The sequence below is a fragment of the Micromonospora sp. NPDC005686 genome, from assembly GCF_042871665.1.
Classification (GTDB): Bacteria; Actinomycetota; Actinomycetes; order Mycobacteriales; family Micromonosporaceae; genus Micromonospora.
In genome coordinates this window covers 24,580-45,638 of the sequence record NZ_JBIAIY010000006.1, presented here as the reverse complement: position 1 = coordinate 45,638, position 21,059 = coordinate 24,580, and the positions used below count along the sequence as shown (strand labels likewise).

The following is a 21,059-nucleotide window of genomic DNA, read 5'->3' as shown; positions in this document are numbered from 1 at the left end:
TGACGGCGCAGCCCGCACACAGCGCAAATCCAGACATTTGCCTTGATCTACCGCCTACCACCACAAGATCCCCGTTCACCGTGACGGTCCGGACTCGGCGCCGCGCCTCACCACCACGAGACCGCCACCCGCCCGGACCGCGGCGACGTCCCCATCGGTGTCGGTACGCAGCACCCGGGCGCCGCCCCGGGCCAGCCGGTCCAGCAGCCCGGCGTTGGGATGCCCGTAGTCGTTGTCGACGCCCACGCACACCAGCGCCACCGCCGGACGCACCGCGGCCAGGAATTCCGGCGCCTGGTACGCCGACCCGTGGTGGGCGACCTTCAGCACGTCGGCCCGGATCCCGGTGGCCGGCGTCGTCTCCAGCATCGCCCGCTGTTCCTCCGTCTCGGCGTCACCGGTGAGCAGGATCCGCAACCCACCCACGGTGGCGGCCAGCACCAGCGAGTTGTTGTTCGGATCGGACCGGCTGCCCCGCAGCGGATACGGCGGACCGACCGCGAGCAGGTCCACCGCACCCGCCCGCCACCGCCAGCCCGCCTGCACCGCAGCGAGCGGCGCACCGGCCCGGCGGGCCGCCTCGCGTACCTGGGCGGCGCCGTAGGGCGGCTCGGACCAGGACGGACCCACCACCGCACCCACCCGCCGGCCCCGGAACACCCCGGCCACGCCGCCGACGTGGTCGACGTGGAAGTGACTGACCACCAGCAGCGGCACCTCGCGTACGCCAAGGCGGCGCAGGCAGGTGTCCACGCCTGACGGCTCCGGGCCGGCGTCGACCACGACGGCCCGGCCGGCGGCGACCGGCAGCACCACGGCGTCCCCCTGCCCCACCGCACACGCCACCACCACCCAGCCGCGCGGCGGCCAGCCGGAGGCGAGCAGCCGGACCGGCACCGCGCCCAGCACCACCGCCACCGCGACGACAGCGATCAGTCGCCGCGCCCGGCGTTGCCGCAAGGCGTGCAGCAGCGCCACGCTCACCGCCGCGAGCAGCAGGGCCCCGGCCACCCCGCCCGCCCACGGCAGGTTCCCGGCGGGCAGGTCCGCCCCATGTGCGGCGACCGCCACCAGCCAGCGCGCCGGCCAGCTCGCCAGCCAGGCCAGGAACTCCGCGCCGCCCGGCCACCCCGGCGACAGCACCGCCGCCAGCACGCCGAGCACGGTGGCCGGCGCGACGGCCGGCACCGCCAGCAGGTTCGCCGGCACCGCCACCAGGCTCACCGTCGCGGACAGCCCGGCGATCACCGGGCCGCAGGCCAGTTGCGCGGCGGCCGGCACCGCGAGTGCCTCGGCCAGCCCAGCCGGTACGCCCCGGCGCCGCAGCGCGTCCCGCCACCCCGGCGCGAGCAGCAGCAGTCCCCCGGTGGCACAGACCGACAACGCGAAACCCGGGTCGCCCGCGAGGTCCGGGTCGTACAGGATCAGCCCGGTGACGGCGGTGGCGAGCGCCGGCAGCGCCGATCGGGACCGTCCGGCGGCGAGCGCGGCGAGACCGATCGCGCCCATCGCGGCGGCACGCACCACGCTCGCCGAGGGCCGCACCAGGATGACGAACCCGACGAGCGCGAGTACGCAGAGCGTGGCGGCGGTACGCGGACCGGCGCGGGCCCAGCGGGCCAGCAGCAGCACCGCCCCGACGACGATCGCCACGTTGGAGCCGGACACGGCGTTGAGGTGGGTCATCCCGGTGGCCCGGAAGTCCTCCTCCACCTCCGGCGGCAACCGGCTGGTGTCGCCCACCACCAGGCCGGGCAGCAGCCCGCCCGGAGCGTCGGGCAGCGGCTCGCAGGCCCGTTGCAGCCCGGTCCGCAGCACGCCCGCGGCCCGTTGCGGCCAGGACGCCTCGCCGCGCAGCGTGGGCGGGCCGGTGGTGGAGAGCACGGCGGCGGTCAGGTCGCCACCGCGCGGGGCGGACAGCCGTCCCCGGCTGGTGACCCGCTGCCCCGGCAGCAGTGGCCGCCAGGCCGGGTCGGTGGCGAGCACGAGGGCGCGTACCGGGCCGGTGACGCGCGCGCCGTCGGGTCCGGTGAGCCGGATCAGGTCCACGCGGACCAGCAGCATCGGTTGCCGGCCGGGCGCACCGCGTACCGGGCGGGGATCGTCGCGCAGCACCAGCTCGGCGGTGACCTGGGCACGTTCGGTGATGAGGGCACGGACCGGAGCGGCGTCACGGACCGCGACGCGAGCGCCGGTGGCCGCCGCCCCGCATAGCACGCCGAGCAGCACGGCGACCACGATCCAGCCGTAGCGGCGGGCCGGCGCACCCGGCCGGCCCAGCACGCCGCACAGGTGCAGGCCCGCGAGCAGGGCGAGCGCCGCGGCGACGGCGGCCACCCACACGGTCGCGCTGACGCTGAGGTGCAGCCCGGCCAGCGCGGCGAGCCAGGCCGCCACCGCCAACCCGGCCAGCCGCAGGTCGGGCGCGTCGCGGCCCGCCGCCTCCCCGTCGGTGGCGCCCGGGGCCGGGCGCGGCCCACGTCGGCCTGTCACACCGTCACCAGTTCCTTGAGCTGCTCGTACCGGGCGTCGCCGATGCCGTCGACCTGGCGCAGGTCGGACACGGACCGGAACCCGCCGTTGCGGTCCCGGTGGTCGAGGATCCGCTGGGCGAGCACCGGACCGACGCCCGGCAGCGCGTCGAGCTGGGCCAGGGTGGCGGTGTTCAGGTTGACCGGTCCGGCCGGCGCCGCCGGGCCGCCCGGCGCTCCACCGCCGCCCACCGCAGGGCCGGGCGCGGCCTGGCCGGGCGGGGCGGTGACGCCGACCAGGATCAGCTCTCCGTCGGTGACCTTGCGGGCGGGATTGAGCAGCGCCACGTCGACGCCGGGCAGCGCACCGCCCGCCGCCTCGATCGCGTCGGCCACTCGCGCGCCGGCCGGGAGACGGACGAGGCCGGGACGACGGACCTTCCCGGCCAGCGCCACCACCACCTGACCGGATGAGCCAGCCGGCGCGGGCATCCCGGAAACCGCTTCGCTCACCGGCGCCTCGGCGGACGCCGCGACCGGCTGGACGGGTTCGGCGCTGGGACGCGAGCGCCATGCCCAGACGGCTGCCGCCATGACCACCACTGCCGCCACCGCCGCGAGCGCGCGCACGCCCCGGCGACCGGGATCGAACGCCCCGGGGCCAGGCAGCCGGGACGACAGGCCGCGCCCGGCTGCCGGGGCGTCATGGATGTCGTCGGCGTCCGGCTCGCCGGAGGGCGACTCCGTCCCGGACGGATGCTCCCGCCCCCTGTCGTGCCCCGGGAAGCCGCGGCGCAGGCCGAAGCCCGGCTCGATCTCGTCCGGCGCACGCCCGAGCCGAGCTCGGACATCGGGTCGGGTGCCGCCGAGGGCGGACCCGGAGCCGGCCCCGCCCTCGAAGACCGGTCCGGCTTCCGCGTCCGCGAACCCGAACAGCCGGGCGAGCCGCCGCCGTACCGTCGTCTCCTCGTCGTCTGGCACGGCTCGGGACGCTACGGCGATCACCCGTCCCGCATCGGCCGGTGAACGCTCGCCTGTGGACGACGGAGGCGCTGTGGACAGGCACCCGATCAAGCAGCGGCCGTGCTAGGGGCGGCGCCTCGGGGGATCAGCGGGTCACGTCAGCGCGCCTCCGGGTCCAGCCCGAGCGCGGCCCGTCCGCCGTCGACCGGCACCGTCGCGCCGTTGACGAACGACGCGCGTTCGGAGAGCAGGAACGCGACCACCTCGGCCACCTCGTCGGTACGCCCGATCCGGCCGAGCGGGTGCAGCCGGGCCATCTCCGCGTCGACGTGCGCGACCTCCGTCGGATCGAGTCCGGCGCGGTAGGCGGCGTGCCGTTCGGTGTGGACGGAGCCGAGCGCTACCGCGTTGGCGCGGATCCCCCGGGGGCCGTAGTCGACGGCGAGCGCCCGGGTCAGCCCCTCCAACGCGGCCTTGGCCGTCGCGTACGGCAGCGCGCCCGGCACCGCCCGGCGGGCCTGGTGGGAGGAGACGTTGACGATCGCGCCGCCGGTGCGGGCGGCCAGGAACCGGCGAACCGCGGTGCCGGCCCCGGCCACGGCGGGCCGCAGGTTGAGCGCGATCAGGTCCACGACCTCGCGCGCGGGCGCGCGGTGCAGGTCGGCGTCGCGGAAGACGGCCGCGTTGTTGACCCAGCCGCCGAGCGGCGCATGCGCCTCGGCGCGGTCGGCGGCCCGATCGGTGACCGCCTCGTCACCGGCGTCCCCGGTCACCGCGTGCAGGCGGTCGGCGAGCGGATGCCGGGCCAGCCAGTCCAGCGCGCTGGTCTCCCGCTCGACCACGACAACGGTTCCCCCGTCGGCGGCGAGCCGTTCCACGATGGCCTGTCCGACGCCGCGTCCGCCGCCGGTGACGACGTACGACAGTGGGCTCATCCGGCCACCCTAGGGCGTGCGGCGGTGGATCACCACGCAGGCCAGCCCCGGCCCGGCGTGGGCGGCGACCACCGCTCCGGCCTCGGTCACGTACGTGTCGTGCAGGCGGTCGCCCAGCCGCTCGGTCAGCGCCGTCAGCAACTGCTCGGCCCGCTGCGGTGCGGCGAGGTGGTGCACCGCGAGGTCCACCTGCGCGTCGCCGGCCACCTCGACGGCCAGGTCGGCCAGGCGTGCCACGCCCCGGCTGGCGGTACGGACCTTGTCCTTGACCACGATCGCGCCGTCCGGCATGTGCATGATCGGCTTGACCGAGAGGGCGGTGCCGAGCAGTGCCTCGGCCGCGTTGATCCGGCCGCCCCGGCGCAGGAACTCCAGCGTGTCGACGTAGAAGTAGATGGTGGTCCGGGCGACCGCGTCCAGCGCCGCGTCGCGTACCCCGGTCAGGTCGGCGCCCTGCGCGGCGGCCGCGGCGGCCGCGAGCGCCGGGAAGCCGAGGCCCATGCCCGTGGATCGGCTGTCCACGACGGTGACCCGGTCGTCGCCGACCTCGGCGGCGGCCAGCCGGGCGGCCTCGACCGTGCCGGACAGCTCGGCGGACAGGTGCACCGACACCACGCCGTCGGCGCCCTCGGCGAGCAGCGTGCGGTAGACCTGCGCGAACTGTTCCGGCGCGGGCCGGGACGTGCTCACCGAGACCCGCCGGCCGCTCAGCGCGCGGGTGGCGTCGGCCGGGGAGGTCTCGACACCCTCCAGCCCTTCCGCGCCGTTGAGCACGACTGTCAGCGGGACGACTGTGAGCCCGCGTGCGCGGACCAGGTCGGGGGGCAGGTAGGCGGTGGAGTCGGTGACGACCGCGACGGACATGACCGGCACGCTAGCCGATGGCGCTGTGACGTGCCGGGGCCGGAGGTGTCAGACCGCGTCGGTGAGCGCCGGCTGGGTGATCAGACCGACGTTGTGCGCGCGCAGGTGCCAGCCCCGGACGTCGTCGTGACGCAGTTCGGTCCAGTGGCAGTTCGCCAGCGCGCCGAGGCTGCGCAGCACCGTGTGGTCCCAGCCGAGCAGGTGACCGACGCCCTGCCGGGCGCCGCCGCCGTGGGTGGTCACCACGACCGTGCCGCCGGTGGCCAGGTCGGCCGCGTCCTGGAACCCGGCACCGAGCCGGGCACCCAGGTCGCCCAGGGGCTCGATGCCGGCGCCGGGGTCGGGATCGCCGGCCCGCCAGCGGGCGTACTCGTCGGGGAAGCGCTCGGCCACCTCGGTCAGGGTGAGACCCTGCCACTGGCCGAACTGCCGTTCGCGCAGCCGGGCGTCGGAGCGGACCGGCAGCCCGGTCAGCGCCGACAGCGCGGCGGCGGTGTCGGCGGCCCGGCGCAGATCGCTGGCGACGATCGCGTCCGGGCGCAGCGCGGCCAGCACCGGCGCGGCGGCGCGGGCCTGCTCGCGGCCGAGGTCGTTGAGCGGCACGTCGGTCTGACCCTGGACCCGGTTGGCGGCGTTCCAGTCGGTGTTGCCGTGCCGCCAGACGATCAGGCGGGTCATTCGGCGGTGGCGGTGCCGGCGGCCGAGTCGGCCAGGTCGCGATCGGTGAACGGGATCTGCGGGCAGTCCTTCCAGAGCCGGTCGAGCGCGTAGAACTCGCGCTCCTCGGTGTGCTGGACGTGGATCACGATGTCGACGTAGTCGAGCAGCACCCAGCGGCCACCCCGCTCGCCCTCGCGGCGCAGCGGCTTGGCCTTCTCCGGCAGCTCCAGCAGGCGCTCCTCGATGGCGTCGACGATGGCGAGCACCTGACGCTCGTTCGGAGCGGCGGCCAGCAGGAACGCGTCAGTGATCGCGAGCTGGTCGCCCACGTCGATGATGACGATGTCCTGTGCCTTCTTGTCGGCCGCGGCCTGGGCGGCGGCCATCGCCAGCTCGTGCGCGCGTTCGGAAACTGTCACCGTACTCCTTCGATCAACAGTGCGACCCTCCAAGCGTCTCACACCCGGCGGTGTGGCGACTTGTCAGTTCTGGTCGGTTTCAGGCATGAAACGGGACGGGGCGGGTCGAATCACCGCTGGTAAAGACGCCGTTTCGCGATGTACTGCACCACACCGTCGGGCACGAGATACCACACCGGCTCGCCCCGGGCGACCCGCGCGCGGCAGTCGGTCGACGAGATCGCCATCGCGGGCACCTGCACCAGGCTGACCGAGTCGGCCGGCAGGTGCTTGTCGGTGAGTTCGAAGCCGGGCCGGGTCACGCCGATGAAGTGGGCCAGTTCGAGGACCTCGTCCAGGTCCTTCCAGGAGAGGATGCGCTCCAGGGCGTCCGCGCCGGTGATGAAGAACAGTTGCGCCTTCGGGCCGTACTCGGCGTGCAGGTCGCGCAGCGTGTCGACGGTGTAGGTGGGACCACCCCGGTCGATGTCGACCCGGCTCACCTGGAAGCGGGGGTTGGAGGCGGTGGCGATCACCGTCATGAGGTAGCGGTCCTCGGCCGGGGTGACCGCTTCCTCCGCCTTCTGCCACGGTTGCCCGGTCGGCACGAAGACGACCTCGTCGAGGCCGAACCGGTCGGCCACCTCGCTCGCCGCCACCAGGTGCCCGTGGTGGATCGGGTCGAACGTGCCACCCATGATGCCGACCCGCCGGATGTCTTCCTCCACTCAGCGATCGTAGGCCGCGTCTCGGACGGGCCCGGGCGGGGTCGGCCATGCCGGGGCAGGCCCCGCCCGGTGTGCCCGGTCAGGCCGACGCGACGGCCACCGCCGTCCGGGCCACGAGCGCCCTGCGCATGTCGTCGTCCAGGTCGGTCACCCACCGCCGCAGGCCGGGCGTGAGGTCGTCGCGGGCCAGCAGCGCCGCGGCCAGCTCCCGGGTGGGCTGCGCCACGGCGTAGCGGGGATACGCGGCCACTGTGACCGCGTCGGCCACCCACGCGGTACGCAGACGCGCCGCTGCCGGCATGTCGGTGAAGTAGCGCTCGACGTACCCGGCGGTCAGCTCGGCCTGCTCGGGCTGCCAGAAGCCCTGGGCGGTCGCCTCGACCAGCCGGTTCGACAGCTCGGTGCTGCGGGTGACGATCTCCCAGGTGGCCCGCTTCGCGTCGGCGTCGGGCAGCGCGGCCCGGCACGCGGCGGCCCGCTCGGCGCCGGTGGCGCTGCGGTCGGCGTCGGCCTCGGCGTCGATCTCCGGTGCGCCGGCCGCGCCGAGCACCACCAGGCGACGCAGCACCGCCCAGCGCAGGTCGGCGTCGATCGCCAGCCCCGGCGGGACGCCCTTGCCGGCCAGCCAGCCGGTGAGCATCGCGGTGTCGGTGGTGGCGGCGATCAGGCCCCGCGCGGCGGCGAGCTGCAACGAGCCGCCCGCCGGCGCCGAGTCGAGCAGCGCCGCGCAGGCGGTCGCCACGCGCAGCAGCGCCGCGTCGCGGGCGAGCGGGTCGAGGTAGCTGTCGATCAGCCGGCGGCTGAGCAACAGCACGTCCTCGACGATCGTCACCTCGGTCTCGGCGGGCAGCGCCGCCGCGATCAGGCCGGAGAGCGCGGCGGCCGGCCGTTCCCCGTCGGTGACCGCGTCCAGCGTCTCGCCCCAGAGCAGCGCCCGGGCCAGCGGGTCGGCGAGGCCGGGCAGCAGCAGCGGCACCGCGTCCGCCGAGGCCGGGTCGAGCCGGATCTTGGCGAACGTCAGGTCACCGGCGTTCGGCAGCAGCAGCCCGGTGGCGGGCTGCCCGATCAGCTGCGGCAGCGGGGTACGGCCGCCGTCGGCGTCCGGGTCGAGGTCGGCCTCGAACCGGTGTGCCGGCCCGTCAGCGGTGAGATGGGCCACGCCGATGCGGTGCGGCCGCAGCACCGGGTGGCCGGCCGGGGCGGTCTGCACGATCGCCACGTCCGTCCACCGGCCGTCGGCGTCCACAGCGGTCTCCACCCGCAGCGTGTTCACCTGCGCGCGGCGCAGCCAGCGCTCGGCCCAGCCGTCCAGGTCGCGGCCGCTCGCCGCGCTCAGGGCGGCCAGCAGGTCGGTGAGCGTGGCGTTGCCGAACCGATGCGCGGCGAAGTGCGCGTTCAGCCCAGGCAGGAACGCGTCGTCACCGAGCCAGGCGACGAGCTGGCGCAGCACGCTGGCGCCCTTGGCGTACGAGATGCCGTCGAAGTTGAGCAACGCCTGCGCGGCGTCGGCGACCTCCTCCGGGGCGACGGGATGGGTGGAGGGGCGCTGGTCGGCGGTGTAGCCCCAGGCCTTGCGGCGGCTCGCGAACGTGGTCCACGCCTGGTCGAACCGGGTCGCCTCGGCGGTGACCCGGGTGCCCAGGTAGTCGGCGAAGGACTCGTTGAGCCACAGGTCGTCCCACCAGCTCATGGTGACCAGGTCGCCGAACCACATGTGCGCCATCTCGTGGGCGATGGTGGTGGCGCGCAACTCCCGCTGGGTGTCGGTGACAGCGGAACGGAAGACGTAGTCGTCGCGGATCGTGACCAGGCCCGGGTTCTCCATCGCGCCGGCGTTGAACTCGGGCACGAACGCCTGGTCGTACTTGCCGAACGGGTAGCGCTCGGCGAAGAGCTGGTGGAAACGGTCGAGGCACTGCCGGGTGACTGTGAAGATCTCGTCGGCGTCGGCGTCCAGGTGGGCGGCGAGCGAACGCCGGCAGTAGAGGCCGAGCGGGATGCCGTCGTGCTCGGCGCGCAACACGTGCCAGGGCCCGGCGATCAGCGAGACGAAATAGGTGGCCAGCGGCTCGGTTGCGGCGAACTCCCAGCGTCCGGGCTCGGGCCGGGCGGCCAGCGGCCCGTTCGCGGCCACCGTCCACTCCGGCGGCGCGGTGACGGTCAGCGTCACCGGTGCCTTCAGGTCGGGCTGGTCGAACGCGGCGAAGACGCGCGGCCCGTCGTCCAGGAAGGACATCGCGTAGAGGTAGGTCTCGCCGTCGGCCGGGTCGACGAAGCGGTGCAGCCCTTCGCCCGTGTTGGAGTAGGCCATCTCGGCCTCGACGGTGAGCGTGTTCGTCGCGGCCAGGCCGGTCAGCGGCAGCCGGTCGCCGGCGAGCAGGGCCGGGTCGAGGTCGCTGTCGTTGAGGCGGACGGCGAGGAGTCGGCGGGGCTTGACGTCGACGAAGGTCTCGGCGCCGGGGGTCGCCCGGAACCGGATGGTGACGGCGGAGCGGAACCGCTCGGCGTCGCCGGTCAGGTCGAGGTCCACATCGTAGGACTCGACGGTGATCGACGCGCGACGCGCGGTCGCCTCTGCGCGGGTGAGGCTTGGCATCCGCTTATCCTGCCCGATGAGGTCCGCTCGGGCCCTCTCGTTACGCGTGGCGATGGAGGAGCAGCGATGGGTCAGCACCCCAAGGGCGATTTCGACCTCTCCCGGGCGGTTTGGCAGCGGGCAGAGGGCGACACTTCCGAGGGAGCGGTCGAGGTGGCCTTCGTCGACGACCTGATCGGTATGCGCAACTCCGCCGAGCCGGACGGGCCGGTGCTGGTCTTCACGCAGGCCGAGTGGGACGCGTTCGTCGCGGGCGCCCAGGACGGCGAGTTCGACCTGGACTGAGCGCGCCTCAGTCACCGTCACCCCAGCCGAGGCCGCCCGGACCGGGCGCGTGGTGGAAGCCGGGGTGACCGGCCACGTCGGCACAGCGTTCGCCGTCGGGCCCGACGACGTCGCAGAACAGCCGCTCGGCCCGGTGCCAGGCGTCCGCCGGGGACAACGCCGCCGCGCCGAGTGCCAGCTCCGGGCGGAGCAGGCCGAGGGCTTCGGCGTACGCCACGGCGTGCTCCCGCGCGACGGCGGGATCGGCGGCGGCGAAGCCCAGGTGCACTGTGAAGTGGCGCGGTGGGCGGGGTGCGGAGCGCCGGGGCCCGCCGATCAGCGGCCCGTCGCCGCGGTCGCCGCGCAGCCGAGCCGTTGCCTCGCGGTGCCGTCGTGCCGCCCTGTCGTCACGCATCGGTGCCCTCCCCCGTCGCCGGTGACCGCGCCGCCGGACGTCGTGCCGGCGGCGGCGGACCGGTCGCCGCCGGTCCGCGAAACCGAGCAAACCAGCTTTTCCGCGCCCGGGGAGGGGCCAGCACGCGCCCGCGTCGCCGGCCCCTCCCTCGAAGGGCCGGAACTGCTGGAATGGAGGGTTCGGCCGCGCCGCCCCGGGTAGGTAGCCAACGCCGCCGAACCGCGTCAGGAGCAGCCGAGATGCGCACCATGTCGAGCGACCGGAGCCCGGACAGCACGCTTGCGTTCCTGAGGGAGGGCTACCGCTTCGTCGGCGCCCGCTGCGACCGACTCGGCACGGACGTCTTCCAGACCCGGCTGCTGCTGGAGCCGACGATCTGCCTGCGCGGCCGGGAGGCCGCCGAGCTGTTCTACGACGAGGAGCGGTTCGTCCGGCGCGGCGCGATGCCGATGCGCGGGCAGCGCACGCTCACCGGCGTCGGTGGTGTGCAGGGCCTCGACGGCGAGGCGCACCGGGTCCGCAAGGCGATGTTCATGTCGATCATGACACCGGCCACGATCCGCCGGCTCGGGGAGATCTTCGACGAGCAGTGGCGGGCCCGGATCCCGGTCTGGGCGCGGAGCGGACCGGTGGTGCTCTACGACGAGGTGGGCCGGATCCTGACGCGTACGGTCTGGGCCTGGGCCGGGGTCCCGCTGGCCGACGCCGACGTGCCGCGCCGGACCGCCGAGATGCACGCCATGATCGAGTCACCGGCCGCGCTGGGCCCCCGGCACTGGCGCGGGCGGCTCGGCCGCCGCCACGCGCAACGCTGGGCCGGCGAGCTGATCGAGCGGGTACGCGCGGGCACGGCACCCGCCCCGGAGGGCAGCGCGCTCGCGGTCGTGGCCGGGCACCGGGACGAGCGAGGGCGGCCGCTGCCGCGCCGGATCGCCGCTGTGGAGCTGCTGAACGTGCTGCGCCCCACCGTCGCGGTGGACCGGTACGTGGTCTTCGCCGCGCTGGCGCTGCACGATCACCCGCACTGGCGGGACCGGCTACCAGGCGACGACGCCGCGACCGAGCAGTTCGTGCAGGAGGTACGCCGCTACTATCCGTTCTTCCCGGTCGCCGCGGCCCGGGTGCGCCGCTCGTTCCAGTGGCGGGGATACGCGTTCCCGCAGGGCCGCCGGGTTCTGCTCGACCTGTACGGCACGAACCACCATCCCGACGTGTGGCCGGAGCCGGAGCGGTTCCGGCCGGAGCGCTTCGCGGGCTGGCGCGACGACCCGTTCGGCCTGGTCCCGCAGGGCGGCGGCGACCACTTCACCGGCCACCGCTGCGCCGGTGAGTGGATCACGATCGAGCTGATGAAGCGGGCCGTGACGAACCTGACCGGCGCGATGAGCTACCGCGTACCGCCGCAGGATCTGGCGCTCGACCTCGGCTCCATGCCGGCGTTGCCGCCCGGCGGGCTGGTGCTCGACGGGGTACGCCCGGCCGACGGCGCGCACCCGGCCGACGGGGTACGCCCGCTGCGGTGAACGGGCGCACCCCGTCGCGCGGTCAGGCGGCCTGCGGGTGCAGCACGCTGCGCAGGCAGCCGTCCTCCTTCTTCTCGAAGATCTCGTAGCCCCGCGCGCCCTGTTCCAACGACATCGGGTGGGTGGCCAGGTAGCCGGGGTCGATCTCGCCGGCCGCGATCCGGTCCAGCAGCATCGGGATGTAACGCTGGGCGTGCATCTGCCCCATCCGCAGCACCAGGGCCTTGTTCATGGCCGCGCCGAGCGGGAACTTGTCCACCAGGCCGCCGTACACGCCGACGATGCTGACCGTGCCGCCCTTGCGAGCCGCCATGATCGCCTGCCGGACCGAGGTGGGCCGGTCGGTCTGCGCGCGCACCGTCTGCTTGGCCTTGTCGTACGCGTACGCCGGGCCGACGTCGTGCGACTCCATGCCGACCGCCTCGATGCAGGCGTCCGGGCCCCGACCGGCGGTCATCTCCCGCAGCGCCTCCAGCACGTCGGTCTCGGCGTAGTTGATGGTCTCCACGCCGAGACGCTGCGCCGCGGTGTCGAGCCGTTCCGGCAGCCGGTCGATGACCACGACCCGCTCGGCGCCGAGGATCTGCGCGGACCGGGCCGCCATCTGACCGACGCCGCCAGCACCCCAGACGGCGACCACCTCGCCGCCCTTGAGGCCGCAGAAGTCGGCCGCCATCCAGCCGGTCGGCATCGCGTCGGAGGCGAAGACCACCGAGTCGTCCGGCACACCCTCCGGCACGGTGAACGCGCCGACGTCGCCGAACGGCACCCGGATGTACTCGGCGTGGCTGCCCGCGTAGCCTCCGGCCGCGTGCGAGTAGCCGAGGATGCCGGCGGGCGAGTGGCCCCACAGCTTCTCGGTGAAGACCGGCTGCGGGTTGGAGTTGTCGCAGAGGGAGAACTGCTCGGTGCGGCAGTACCAGCACGAGCCGCAGGCCACCACGGATCCGACCACGACCCGGTCGCCGACGGAGATCCGTCGGACGTCCGGGCCGGTCTCGACCACCTCGCCCATGAACTCGTGACCGAGGATGTCACCCTCGCGCATGGCCGGCAGGTAGCCGTTGATCAGGTGCAGGTCGGAGCCGCAGACACTGCTCGCGCGCACCTTGACGATGATGTCACCGCCGGACCTGATGGTCGGCTCCGGCACGTCCCGCACGGCCAGCTTGCCGACGCCCTCCCAGCACAACGCCCTCACGGTCGTCCTCCCGCCATCAACTTCTCGCGTACCTTGTCCGTCGCCCGTTCCTGCCGCGGGCTGCGCCCGGACGGGTCGTGCCGGGTGTCGAGCACCTGCCCGGTCTCGATCAGCGACTTGATCCGGCGCAGTGCGGTGCGCAGCCCCAGGTCCGGGTCGCTGCCGCCGGCCAGGCCGGCCATCCGCCGGATCGGCCCGGAGCGCCACCGCAGCTCGGCCCGAATCTCGGTGCCCCGGTCCTGGGGGGCGGCGACCAGCTCGACCCGGCCGCGCTGAGCGACCGGCCCGTCGGTGACCTGCCAGCTCAGCCGGCCCGGCCCGTCGACGGTGATCTCGGCCCGCCATTCGGTGCCGCCGCCGGCCGGGTCGGCCGCCACGCAGCGCCATCGGTTCGCGTCGAGCTGTTCCAGCGTGGCCCACTCGGCCAGACCCCGGTCGAGCCGTTCCCGATCGGTCCAGAACCCGATCACCTCGTCGACCGGCCGGTCCACGGTGATCCCGCGATGCACCACGTACCAGCCGTCCTCCCGGTCGGGCTGGTGCCGGTGCCGCCGCCGCGCCACCGTCCGGGTGACTCCGAGCGCTGTCACGGCAGCGGCGCCGGCCAGCGCCCATCTCGTCGCGTTGCTGGGCATCACGTCTCCTTCCGACTCGGTCCGTCGTATCCGGCTGCGCTACCCGACGCAGGGCGCCCGAAACGGTTTCAGCGACCGCATTGCGGGCAAGTCGCGTCACCCGACACGAGGGAGGCGACGTGACCCGAAAGACCGCCGCGCATCCGCGCGACGAGGGCGCCGCGTCCGCGCCAGTCCGGCTTCCGATGGCGTACGTCCTGCCGCTGCGCGCCCACGACGACAGCGGCCTGGACGAGCTGACCGGGTACCTGCGCGAGTTGAGCCGGTGGGTCGACGTGGTGGTGGTCGACGGATCGACGCCGGAGCTGTTCGCCCGGCACGCCGCCGCCTGGCGCGGGCTGGTGCGGCACGTGCCGCCGGACCCGGCGCTGCGCGGGCGCAACGGCAAGGTGCTCGGCGTGCTCACCGGCGTCGCGCTGGCCCGGCACGAGCACGTGGTCGTCGCCGACGACGATGTGCGGTACGACCGGCCGGCGCTGTGCGCCGTGCACCAGATGCTGGACGGGGTGGACCTGGTCCGGCCGCAGAACCACTTCGACCCGCTGCCCTGGCACGCCTGGTGGGACACCGGCCGGACGCTGCTCGCCCGCGTGTTCGGCGGCGACTGGCCGGGCACGCTCGCGGTGCGGCGGAGCACGTTCCTGGCGATGGGCGGCTACGACCCGGACGTGCTCTTCGAGAACCTGGAGCTGGTCCGGACCGTGCGCGCGTACGGCGGCAGCACCGCCACCCCGGCATGGCTGTACGTGCGGCGGCGCCCGCCCACCGCCGCGCACTTCCTCGGGCAGCGCGTGCGCCAGGCGTACGACGAGACGGCCCGGCCGGGCTGGCTGCTGGCCGCGCTGGCGGTGCTGCCGGCGGCGGCGGTCGCGCTCGCCGCCCGCCGGCCCGGGCTGCTGCTGCGGGCCGGGCTGGCGACGGTCGCGGTGGCGGAGCTGGGCCGGCGACGGGCCGGCGGCACCCGGGTCTTCCCGGCGCACACCAGCCTCGCCGCGCCCGCCTGGGTGCTGGAGCGCGGCCTGTGCGCGTGGCTGGCGGTGGGCCGGCGGCTGCGCGGCGGGGTGCCCTACGCCGGCGCCCGGCTGCGGACCGCGGCCAACCCCACGCGTGCCCTGCGCCGGCGGATGACGCGGCGCCGCCCCGACGACCTGGTCCTCTGGGTGGAGACCGGGACGGCGCCCGCGCCGCTGCGCGCCGAGGCGTAAGGAAGGGCCCCTTTCATCGCCTGGGCGATGAGAGGGGCCCTTCCTTACCCGAGGGCGCGGACCTTCAGGACCGCGCCTGCTCGGCGCTGTGCCGGACGTCCTGGGCGGCGGCGCGGCCATCGTCCTTGACCGTGTGCGCGGCGTCCTGCGCGGTGGCCCTCACCGACTCGGCGGCGTGCTGCGCCGGCTCGCGCAGCTCCTCCTTCAGCTCGGTGGCCACCTCGCCCAGCTTCTCCTTCACCACCCCGCCGTGCTCGGCGGCCTTCTCCTTGACCTGCGCGGCGACCTGCTGCTCGCGGCGGGTGGCCGGAATCAGCGAGGAGACCAGCATGCCGACGCCGAAGGCGATCACACCGGCGGCGATCGGGTTGCCCTCGGACTTGCGCCGCACCACCTGCGGCGCCCGGTGGGCGGCGTCGCTCACCGTGGCGGCGGCGGACTGCGCCTTGTCGCCCACGGTGGATGCCATCGAGGAGGCGTGGTCGCCCACCGAGTGGGCGGCGTGGCCGGTGCTGTGGCCGAGGTCCGATGCGGTTCCCATCACCTTGTCCTTCACGTTCGTCAGCGCACTGCGTACGCGCTGCTTGCGGTCGTCGACGATGCGGCTCGGGCTGACCTTGTACGCCAGGGCGTCCACGTCCGAGCTGAGGTTGTTGCGGGTGGCTTCGATCTCGCGGCGGATCTGCTCGGGATCGGTGCTCATCGGGCGACTCCCTCCGGGTGCGGCTTGAGCGCATCGGGGATGCGCTGCACGCTGTCGTTTGTCTGCTTCAGGCCGCGGATCCGCTCGGCGTTCTTCTTGCCCATCGAGTACAGGACCGCCGCGACAGCGGCCCAGACGACGGCCACGATCAGCGCGGCCAGCCCGGAGTCCATGACGTTGTCGAGGAACTGCCAGATCGCGATCGAGACGAAGAGCGCCACCATGTAGCCGCCGAAGCCGGCGCCGCCGAAGAGGCCGGCGGCCTTGCCCGCCTTCTTGCCCTCCTGGCGGATCTCGGCCTTGGCGAGCTCGACCTCCTGGCGCATCAGCGTGGACAGGTCGGTGGTGACCTGGCGCATCAGGTCGCCGAGCGAGCTGCCGCGCACCTCGTCGGCGTGGGGCGGGGCGCCCGCCGCCTGATAGCCGGGGTCCTGCGTGGGTACGGTCATGCCGTCGCCTCCCTTCTGCCGGTGCGGCCGGTCACGGGCGGGGAGCGCCGGTGGACGGGACACCCGGCAGCGGGTCGGTGCGCTCCGGCGGCGGCAGCGGCTGACCGGTGCCACCCGCCGGGTCGGCCCAGGTGTTCGGGGCGCCACCGGCCGGGTAGGTCGCGCCCGGCGCGGAGTAACCCGGGTCCGGCTCGGCGTAGCTGCCCGGCGTCGGGTCGAGGTAGCCGCCCGGCGGCACCTGGCCCGGCACCTCGCGCGCGGTCGGGATGACGGCCGTGCGGTCCGGGTCGTACGCCGGCCGCACGCCGCTGTCGTCGCCGAGCGCGGTGATGTTGCGGGTGAGCCGCCCGGCGACCACGCCGAGCAGCGCCGCGCCGACGAGGAACGTGCCGGGGTTGCGGCGGGCGTAGCTCTTCACCTCGTTGAGCAGGTCGCCCGGCTCGCGCTGCTCCAGCCAGCCGGCCACGCCGTGCACGCGCTCGGCCGCCTGGTGGGCCAGCTCGGTGACCGGCCCGGAGCCGCCACCCTGCTGCGCCATGGTGCGCATCTCGTCGGCGAGCGACCGCAGACCGGTGGCGGCGCGCTGCTGCTGCTGGCCGGCCTGCGCGGTGACCTGGCTGCGGGTCTCGCCGTAGAGGCCGCGGGCCTGCCGCTTGGCCTCGCCCACCACCTCCCGGCCCTGCTCATTGGCGGTCTGCGCGACCGCGCCGCCCGCGTTCGCGGCGTCGGCGCCGACCTGGCGGGCCTGGTCACGCACGCCGCCACCACCGTTCGTCGACTGGTACGTGGAAGAACTGGGGGAAAGATCCTGAGTCATGGTGTCCCTTCCGCTCGTGTGTTCCCAGCGGTTTGTCTTCGGGGGGGTACGCGGATCGTTTCCGCGTAGCAACTGCCCTACCCCAGGTCGGCGGCTCCATGCCTAATTCGTGAATTCTCTGCGGGACCGGACCGCCCCGGTCGGACAATGAGGTGCTGCCCGCCCGGGCGGCGGCGAGTTCCACGGGGGTGACAGGGATGGCACGTGACGTGCGCGAACACGCGCCCGCCCGGCCTGCGGTGCAGAAGGTCGCCCTCGCGGCGGCGGCCCTCTTCGCGCTCATCGGCGTACTCGGCTTCGTGCCCGGCATCACCACGCACTACGGCGAGTTGACGTTCGCCGGGCACCACTCCGAGGCGAAGCTGCTCGGGGTGTTCCAGGTGTCCGTGCTGCACAACCTGCTGCACCTGTCGTTCGGGCTGGTCGGGCTGGTGATGGCCCGGCGGCTGGCCGGGGCGCGGGTGTTCCTGGCCGGTGGCGGCGCGCTCTACCTGGTGCTGTGGCTGTACGGCTTCGCCATCGACCGGGACACCGCGGTGAACTTCGTGCCGGTCAACGACGCCGACAACTGGCTGCACCTGTTCCTCGGTTTCGGGATGCTCGCCGCCGGCCTGCTGCTGAACGACGACCTCGGCACCGGCAGCCCGGTGGAGGCCCCGTTCGACCGCCCCTGACCAGGCACGACACGCCGGGCCGGCGTTTGCCCGGGCACGGCCGGGGGCAGGAGGGCCGCGACGAGGAGGTTCGGCGATGCCACGGTGGTTACGCGACAACATGCTCTCGGTGGCCATGCTCGGCGCGTTCCTGGTCTTCCTGCTGCTGCAGAGCGTCTTCGGCTGGCAGGTGCACAACGAGGAGCTGACCCGGTACGGCGCCGCGCCGCTGAGCTGGTGGGCCTATCTCGGCACCGGGCACTTCGCCGAGGCGGTGTTCGAGAACTGGGAGTCGGAGTTCCTCCAGATGGGCGGCTACGTGTTGCTCACCGCGTACCTGGTGCAGAAGGGCTCGGCCGAGTCGAAGCCGGTGGACCAGACGGACCGGCCGGAGGACAACCGCGACCACGCCGGCCCGAACGCGCCGTGGCCGGTACGCGTCGGCGGGCTGCCGCTCGTGGTCTACCGCAACAGCCTCGCCGTCGCCCTCCTGATGATCTTCGGGGGCGCGTTCCTGGGGCACCTGTTCGGCGGCGTGGCCGCCTACAACCAGGAGCAGGCGCTGGAGAACGGCGGCGCCCCGATCAGCGCCTGGCAGTTCCTCGGCACCAGCGACTTCTGGTTCCAGTCGATGCAGAACTGGCAGAGCGAGTTCCTCGCCGTCGGCGCGCTGATCCTGCTCAGCATCGTGCTGCGCCAACACGCCAGCCCGGAGTCCAAGCCGGTCACCGCGCCGCACGCGCAGACCAGCGCCTGAACGTCAGGCCGCTACCGGCAGCCGCTTGGCGAAGCAGACGCTGTACGGGTTGTCCACGTACTCGCCGTAGACCGGGATCGGCTCGTAACCGCTGGACCGGTAGAGCCCGATCGCGGCCGGCAGGTAGGTGCCCGTCTCCAGGCGCACGGTGCGGTGCCCCTCCCGGAACGCCAGTTCCTCCAGCGCCACGAGCAACTGCCGGGCGATGCCCCGCCCCCGGTACGCCGGCCGCACGTACATCCGCTTCAGCTCGCCGGTGTCGGCGTCGAGCGCCTGGAGCCCGCCACAGCCGACCGCCCGGCCGCCGATCACAGCGGCCAGGTAGTGGATGTCGGTGTGCACGACGGTCACCTGCCCGTCCAGCCCGCCGTCGGAGTCGCGCAGCTCACGCTGCTGGGCGACGACGAGCGCGGCGATCTCCGGATCGGTGGCGGGACGGGACTCGACCAACATGCCCGTACGCTAGAGCGGCCGGATTTCGCGCCGGTTTCCCGCCACCGCCCCGGAAACGGCTACTCGGCGTCCGCTTCCGCCGCGGGCGCAGCCTCGATCTCGTCCTCCGGCCGCACCCGGCGGGCCTTGCGGGCCGCCAGCCGGTCGGACGCCGACGGGCGGTTCGACTTCTCCTCCAGCCGCACGTCGGTGCCCCGGTTACCCGGCACGAAGTCGGCACCGGCGTAGAGCGTCGGCCGCCAGTCGAACTCCCGGTCGCCGATGCGCACCAGGTCACCGGCCTGCGCGCCGGCCTTGGCGAGCTTCTCCTCGACGCCGAGGCGGGCCAGCCGGTCGGCCAGGTAACCCACTGCCTCGTCGTTGTCGAAGTTGGTCTGCTTCACCCAGCGCTCCGGCCGGCTGCCGCGCACCGTGTACGAGCCGTCGTCCTCGGTCTCGATGGTGAAACCGGCGTCGTCGACCGCCTTCGGGCGGATCACGATCCGGGTCGGCTCGGCCGGCGGGGCGGCCCGGCGGCCCTGGTCGACCAGCTCCGCCATCGCGTACATCAGTTCGCGCAGGCCCTCGCGGGTGGCGGTCGAGACGTCGAACACGCGCAGGCCGCGCGCCTCCAGGTCGGGGCGGACGATGTCGGCGAGGTCCTTGCCGTCCGGCACGTCGACCTTGTTGAGCGCGACCAGCCGGGGCCGGTCGGCGAGCCCGCCATACTGCGACAGCTCCGACTCGAGGGCGTCGATGTCGGCGAGCGGGTCGCGGCCGGGCTCCAGCGTCGCGGTGTCGATCACGTGGACCAGCACGGCGCAGCGCTCGATGTGGCGGAGGAACTCCAGACCCAGGCCCTTGCCGCTGGCCGCGCCCGGGATCAGGCCGGGTACGTCGGCGACGGTGAAGGTGTGATTGTCCACCCGGACCACGCCCAGGTTCGGCACCAGCGTGGTGAACGGGTAGTCGGCGATCTTCGGCTTGGCCGCGGAGATCACCGAGATCAGCGACGACTTGCCGGCCGAGGGGAAGCCGACCAGGCCCACGTCGGCGACGCTCTTGAGCTCCAGCACCACGTCCAGCCGGTCGCCGGGCTCACCCAGCTCGGCGAAGCCCGGCGCCTTGCGGCGGGCGTTGGCCAGCGAGGCGTTTCCGCGCCCACCCCGGCCGCCCCGGGCCGCCTCGAAGGTGGTGCCGACGCCGACCAGGTCGGCCAGCACCTCGCCGTCGAGGCTCTGCACGACGGTGCCGTTCGGCACCTTGATGATCAGGTCGCGGCCGTTGGCGCCGTCCCGGTTCGAACCGGCGCCGCCCTTGCCGTTCTCGGCCTTGAGGTGCGGCCGGAAGTGGAAGTCGAGCAGCGTGGTGATCTGCGGGTCGACCACCAGCGACACGCTGCCGCCGTGGCCGCCGTTGCCGCCGTCCGGCCCGCCGAACGGCTTGAACTTCTCCCGGTGGATCGAGACACAGCCGTGCCCGCCGTCGCCGGCCTGCATGTGCAGGACGACCCGGTCAACGAACGTCGTCACGACGCCAATCCTTCCAGCGGGGTCCGCCCCGCACGGGGAAAAGCGAAGCGGGCCGGGACTCGAGGTCCGCGGCCCGCAACGCTTTCAGAACTACTGCTGCGGAACGATGCTGACGGTCTTGCGACCGCGCTTGGTGCCGAACTGCACCGAACCGGCGGCCAGCGCGAACAGCGTGTCGTCGCCGCCACGGCCGACCAGGTCACCGGGGTGGAACTTGGTGCCACGCTGACGGATGAGGATCTCACCCGCGCTGACGACCTGACCACCGAAGCGCTTCACGCCGAGTCGCTGGGCCGCGGAGTCACGGCCGTTACGCGAGCTGGACGCACCCTTTTTGTGAGCCATTGGAGGACGACCTACTTCCCGCTGTTGGAGATGCCGGTCACCTTGATCTGGGTCAGCGGCTGGCGGTGACCCTGACGCTTGTGGTAGCCGGTCTTGTTCTTGAACTTGTGGATCCGGATCTTCGGGCCCTTGGTGTGCGCGGCGATCTCGCCGGACACCGCGACCTTGGCGAGCTTCGCCGCGTCGGTCACCAGGTCGTCACCGTCGACGAGGAGCACCGCGGTGAGCTTCACCGCGTCGCCGGGGGCACCGGCGAGCTTCTCGACCTCGATCACGTCGCCCTCGGCGACCTTGTACTGCTTGCCGCCGGTCTTGACGATCGCGTACATCGGAGGCGGACTCCCTGTCGTTGAGGCTGCTGGCGTCTATTCCACCGTTGTCGGCTGTCACACCGTCGACGGTCGTTCCCACGGCGTCTCGCCGGGAGCCGTGACACCGGCGGCGCGGGCACGCGGGAACTCGGCACACCAAAGTGCGCCGCAGGCAAGCCTACGCCATACCCGGCCCGCCCCC

The 21,059-nt window shown here is 74.0% G+C and carries 23 protein-coding genes; 5 read left to right on the top strand and 18 right to left on the bottom strand.

Annotated elements, in window-relative coordinates; translation table 11 throughout:
- Nucleotides 1–75 precede the first annotated feature (75 nt).
- From ACFYON_RS15475 to pepN, 8 genes are all read right to left on the bottom strand, one after another.
- Nucleotides 76–2,493 (bottom strand): ComEC/Rec2 family competence protein, encoded by a 2,418-nt coding sequence (locus ACFYON_RS15475; protein ID WP_387320826.1) that lies wholly within the window; start codon nucleotides 2,491–2,493, stop codon nucleotides 76–78.
- Nucleotides 2,490–3,452, bottom strand: a complete 963-nt coding sequence (locus ACFYON_RS15470; protein ID WP_357711184.1) for a ComEA family DNA-binding protein — start codon at nucleotides 3,450–3,452, stop codon at nucleotides 2,490–2,492. The genes ACFYON_RS15475 and ACFYON_RS15470 overlap by 4 nt, the downstream gene beginning before the upstream one ends.
- A 140-nt stretch (nucleotides 3,453–3,592) precedes the next feature.
- Nucleotides 3,593–4,369, bottom strand: a complete 777-nt coding sequence (locus ACFYON_RS15465; RefSeq protein ID WP_387190256.1) for an SDR family NAD(P)-dependent oxidoreductase — start codon at nucleotides 4,367–4,369, stop codon at nucleotides 3,593–3,595.
- Between the two features lie 9 nt (nucleotides 4,370–4,378).
- Nucleotides 4,379–5,233 carry a DegV family protein gene (locus tag ACFYON_RS15460; RefSeq protein ID WP_354873869.1) on the bottom strand — a complete coding sequence of 285 codons (855 nt, stop codon included), beginning with the start codon at nucleotides 5,231–5,233 and terminating at the stop codon, nucleotides 4,379–4,381.
- Between the two features lie 48 nt (nucleotides 5,234–5,281).
- Nucleotides 5,282–5,911, bottom strand: coding sequence for a histidine phosphatase family protein (locus ACFYON_RS15455; RefSeq protein ID WP_354873871.1), 630 nt, complete (start codon nucleotides 5,909–5,911; stop codon nucleotides 5,282–5,284).
- Complete coding sequence (rsfS, locus tag ACFYON_RS15450; protein WP_091421810.1) at nucleotides 5,908–6,312, bottom strand: ribosome silencing factor; 405 nt, start codon at nucleotides 6,310–6,312, stop codon at nucleotides 5,908–5,910. The genes ACFYON_RS15455 and rsfS overlap by 4 nt, the downstream gene beginning before the upstream one ends.
- A 110-nt stretch (nucleotides 6,313–6,422) precedes the next feature.
- Nucleotides 6,423–7,019: a nicotinate-nucleotide adenylyltransferase gene (nadD, locus tag ACFYON_RS15445; RefSeq protein ID WP_354873874.1), complete on the bottom strand. Its 597-nt coding sequence runs from the start codon at nucleotides 7,017–7,019 to the stop codon at nucleotides 6,423–6,425.
- 79 nt (nucleotides 7,020–7,098) lie between these two features.
- Nucleotides 7,099–9,615, bottom strand: coding sequence for an aminopeptidase N (pepN, locus tag ACFYON_RS15440; RefSeq protein ID WP_387188885.1), 2,517 nt, complete (start codon nucleotides 9,613–9,615; stop codon nucleotides 7,099–7,101).
- 66 nt (nucleotides 9,616–9,681) lie between these two features.
- Between pepN and ACFYON_RS15435 the strand changes: the two genes are divergently transcribed.
- Complete coding sequence (locus ACFYON_RS15435; RefSeq protein WP_013287999.1) at nucleotides 9,682–9,900, top strand: DUF397 domain-containing protein; 219 nt, start codon at nucleotides 9,682–9,684, stop codon at nucleotides 9,898–9,900.
- 7 nt (nucleotides 9,901–9,907) lie between these two features.
- Here ACFYON_RS15435 and ACFYON_RS15430 read toward each other — a convergent pair whose 3' ends face one another.
- Nucleotides 9,908–10,294 (bottom strand): hypothetical protein, encoded by a 387-nt coding sequence (locus ACFYON_RS15430; protein WP_354873878.1) that lies wholly within the window; start codon nucleotides 10,292–10,294, stop codon nucleotides 9,908–9,910.
- A 239-nt stretch (nucleotides 10,295–10,533) separates the two neighbouring features.
- Between ACFYON_RS15430 and ACFYON_RS15425 the strand changes: the two genes are divergently transcribed.
- Nucleotides 10,534–11,817, top strand: coding sequence for a cytochrome P450 (locus ACFYON_RS15425; RefSeq protein ID WP_354873880.1), 1,284 nt, complete (start codon nucleotides 10,534–10,536; stop codon nucleotides 11,815–11,817).
- A 22-nt stretch (nucleotides 11,818–11,839) separates the two neighbouring features.
- Here the strand turns inward: ACFYON_RS15425 and ACFYON_RS15420 are convergent, their stop codons facing one another.
- Together ACFYON_RS15420 and ACFYON_RS15415 are read right to left on the bottom strand one after the other, a co-directional pair.
- Nucleotides 11,840–13,018 (bottom strand): zinc-dependent alcohol dehydrogenase, encoded by a 1,179-nt coding sequence (locus ACFYON_RS15420; protein WP_354873882.1) that lies wholly within the window; start codon nucleotides 13,016–13,018, stop codon nucleotides 11,840–11,842.
- Nucleotides 13,015–13,653 carry a cyclase gene (locus ACFYON_RS15415; RefSeq protein ID WP_354873884.1) on the bottom strand — a complete coding sequence of 213 codons (639 nt, stop codon included), beginning with the start codon at nucleotides 13,651–13,653 and terminating at the stop codon, nucleotides 13,015–13,017. Before ACFYON_RS15415 ends, ACFYON_RS15420 begins: the two co-directional genes overlap by 4 nt.
- Nucleotides 13,654–13,772: 119 nt before the next feature.
- On the opposite strand from ACFYON_RS15415, the gene ACFYON_RS15410 reads away from it, so the two are divergent.
- Nucleotides 13,773–14,858, top strand: a complete 1,086-nt coding sequence (locus ACFYON_RS15410; protein ID WP_354873886.1) for a glycosyltransferase family A protein — start codon at nucleotides 13,773–13,775, stop codon at nucleotides 14,856–14,858.
- A 64-nt stretch (nucleotides 14,859–14,922) separates the two neighbouring features.
- On the opposite strand, the gene ACFYON_RS15405 is transcribed toward ACFYON_RS15410, so the two are convergent.
- The 3 genes from ACFYON_RS15405 to ACFYON_RS15395 are packed head-to-tail and all read right to left on the bottom strand — an operon-like array spanning nucleotide 14,923 to nucleotide 16,827.
- Nucleotides 14,923–15,561 (bottom strand): DUF3618 domain-containing protein, encoded by a 639-nt coding sequence (locus ACFYON_RS15405; protein ID WP_354873888.1) that lies wholly within the window; start codon nucleotides 15,559–15,561, stop codon nucleotides 14,923–14,925.
- Nucleotides 15,558–16,010 (bottom strand): phage holin family protein, encoded by a 453-nt coding sequence (locus ACFYON_RS15400; protein ID WP_354873890.1) that lies wholly within the window; start codon nucleotides 16,008–16,010, stop codon nucleotides 15,558–15,560. The genes ACFYON_RS15405 and ACFYON_RS15400 overlap by 4 nt, the downstream gene beginning before the upstream one ends.
- Before the next feature lie 31 nt (nucleotides 16,011–16,041).
- Nucleotides 16,042–16,827 (bottom strand): hypothetical protein, encoded by a 786-nt coding sequence (locus tag ACFYON_RS15395; RefSeq protein ID WP_357711168.1) that lies wholly within the window; start codon nucleotides 16,825–16,827, stop codon nucleotides 16,042–16,044.
- Between the two features lie 209 nt (nucleotides 16,828–17,036).
- On the opposite strand from ACFYON_RS15395, the gene ACFYON_RS15390 reads away from it, so the two are divergent.
- Together ACFYON_RS15390 and ACFYON_RS15385 are read left to right on the top strand one after the other, a co-directional pair.
- Nucleotides 17,037–17,501 carry a DUF4383 domain-containing protein gene (locus ACFYON_RS15390; RefSeq protein ID WP_354873938.1) on the top strand — a complete coding sequence of 155 codons (465 nt, stop codon included), beginning with the start codon at nucleotides 17,037–17,039 and terminating at the stop codon, nucleotides 17,499–17,501.
- A gap of 76 nt (nucleotides 17,502–17,577) precedes the next feature.
- The gene (locus tag ACFYON_RS15385) at nucleotides 17,578–18,237 is read left to right on the top strand and encodes a DUF6766 family protein (protein WP_354873894.1); all 660 of its coding nucleotides are present in this window, start codon (nucleotides 17,578–17,580) and stop codon (nucleotides 18,235–18,237) included.
- A gap of 3 nt (nucleotides 18,238–18,240) precedes the next feature.
- Here the strand turns inward: ACFYON_RS15385 and ACFYON_RS15380 are convergent, their stop codons facing one another.
- From ACFYON_RS15380 to rplU, 4 genes are all read right to left on the bottom strand, one after another.
- The gene (locus ACFYON_RS15380) at nucleotides 18,241–18,690 is read right to left on the bottom strand and encodes a GNAT family N-acetyltransferase (protein ID WP_354873896.1); all 450 of its coding nucleotides are present in this window, start codon (nucleotides 18,688–18,690) and stop codon (nucleotides 18,241–18,243) included.
- A 59-nt stretch (nucleotides 18,691–18,749) separates the two neighbouring features.
- Nucleotides 18,750–20,201: a GTPase ObgE gene (gene obgE / locus ACFYON_RS15375; RefSeq protein ID WP_354873898.1), complete on the bottom strand. Its 1,452-nt coding sequence runs from the start codon at nucleotides 20,199–20,201 to the stop codon at nucleotides 18,750–18,752.
- Between the two features lie 90 nt (nucleotides 20,202–20,291).
- Entirely contained in the window at nucleotides 20,292–20,546 is a 255-nt protein-coding gene (gene rpmA, locus ACFYON_RS15370) for a 50S ribosomal protein L27 (RefSeq protein ID WP_013288010.1), read from the bottom strand.
- Nucleotides 20,547–20,557: 11 nt separating this feature from the next.
- Nucleotides 20,558–20,875: a 50S ribosomal protein L21 gene (gene rplU / locus ACFYON_RS15365; RefSeq protein WP_099164006.1), complete on the bottom strand. Its 318-nt coding sequence runs from the start codon at nucleotides 20,873–20,875 to the stop codon at nucleotides 20,558–20,560.
- Nucleotides 20,876–21,059 lie beyond the last annotated feature (184 nt).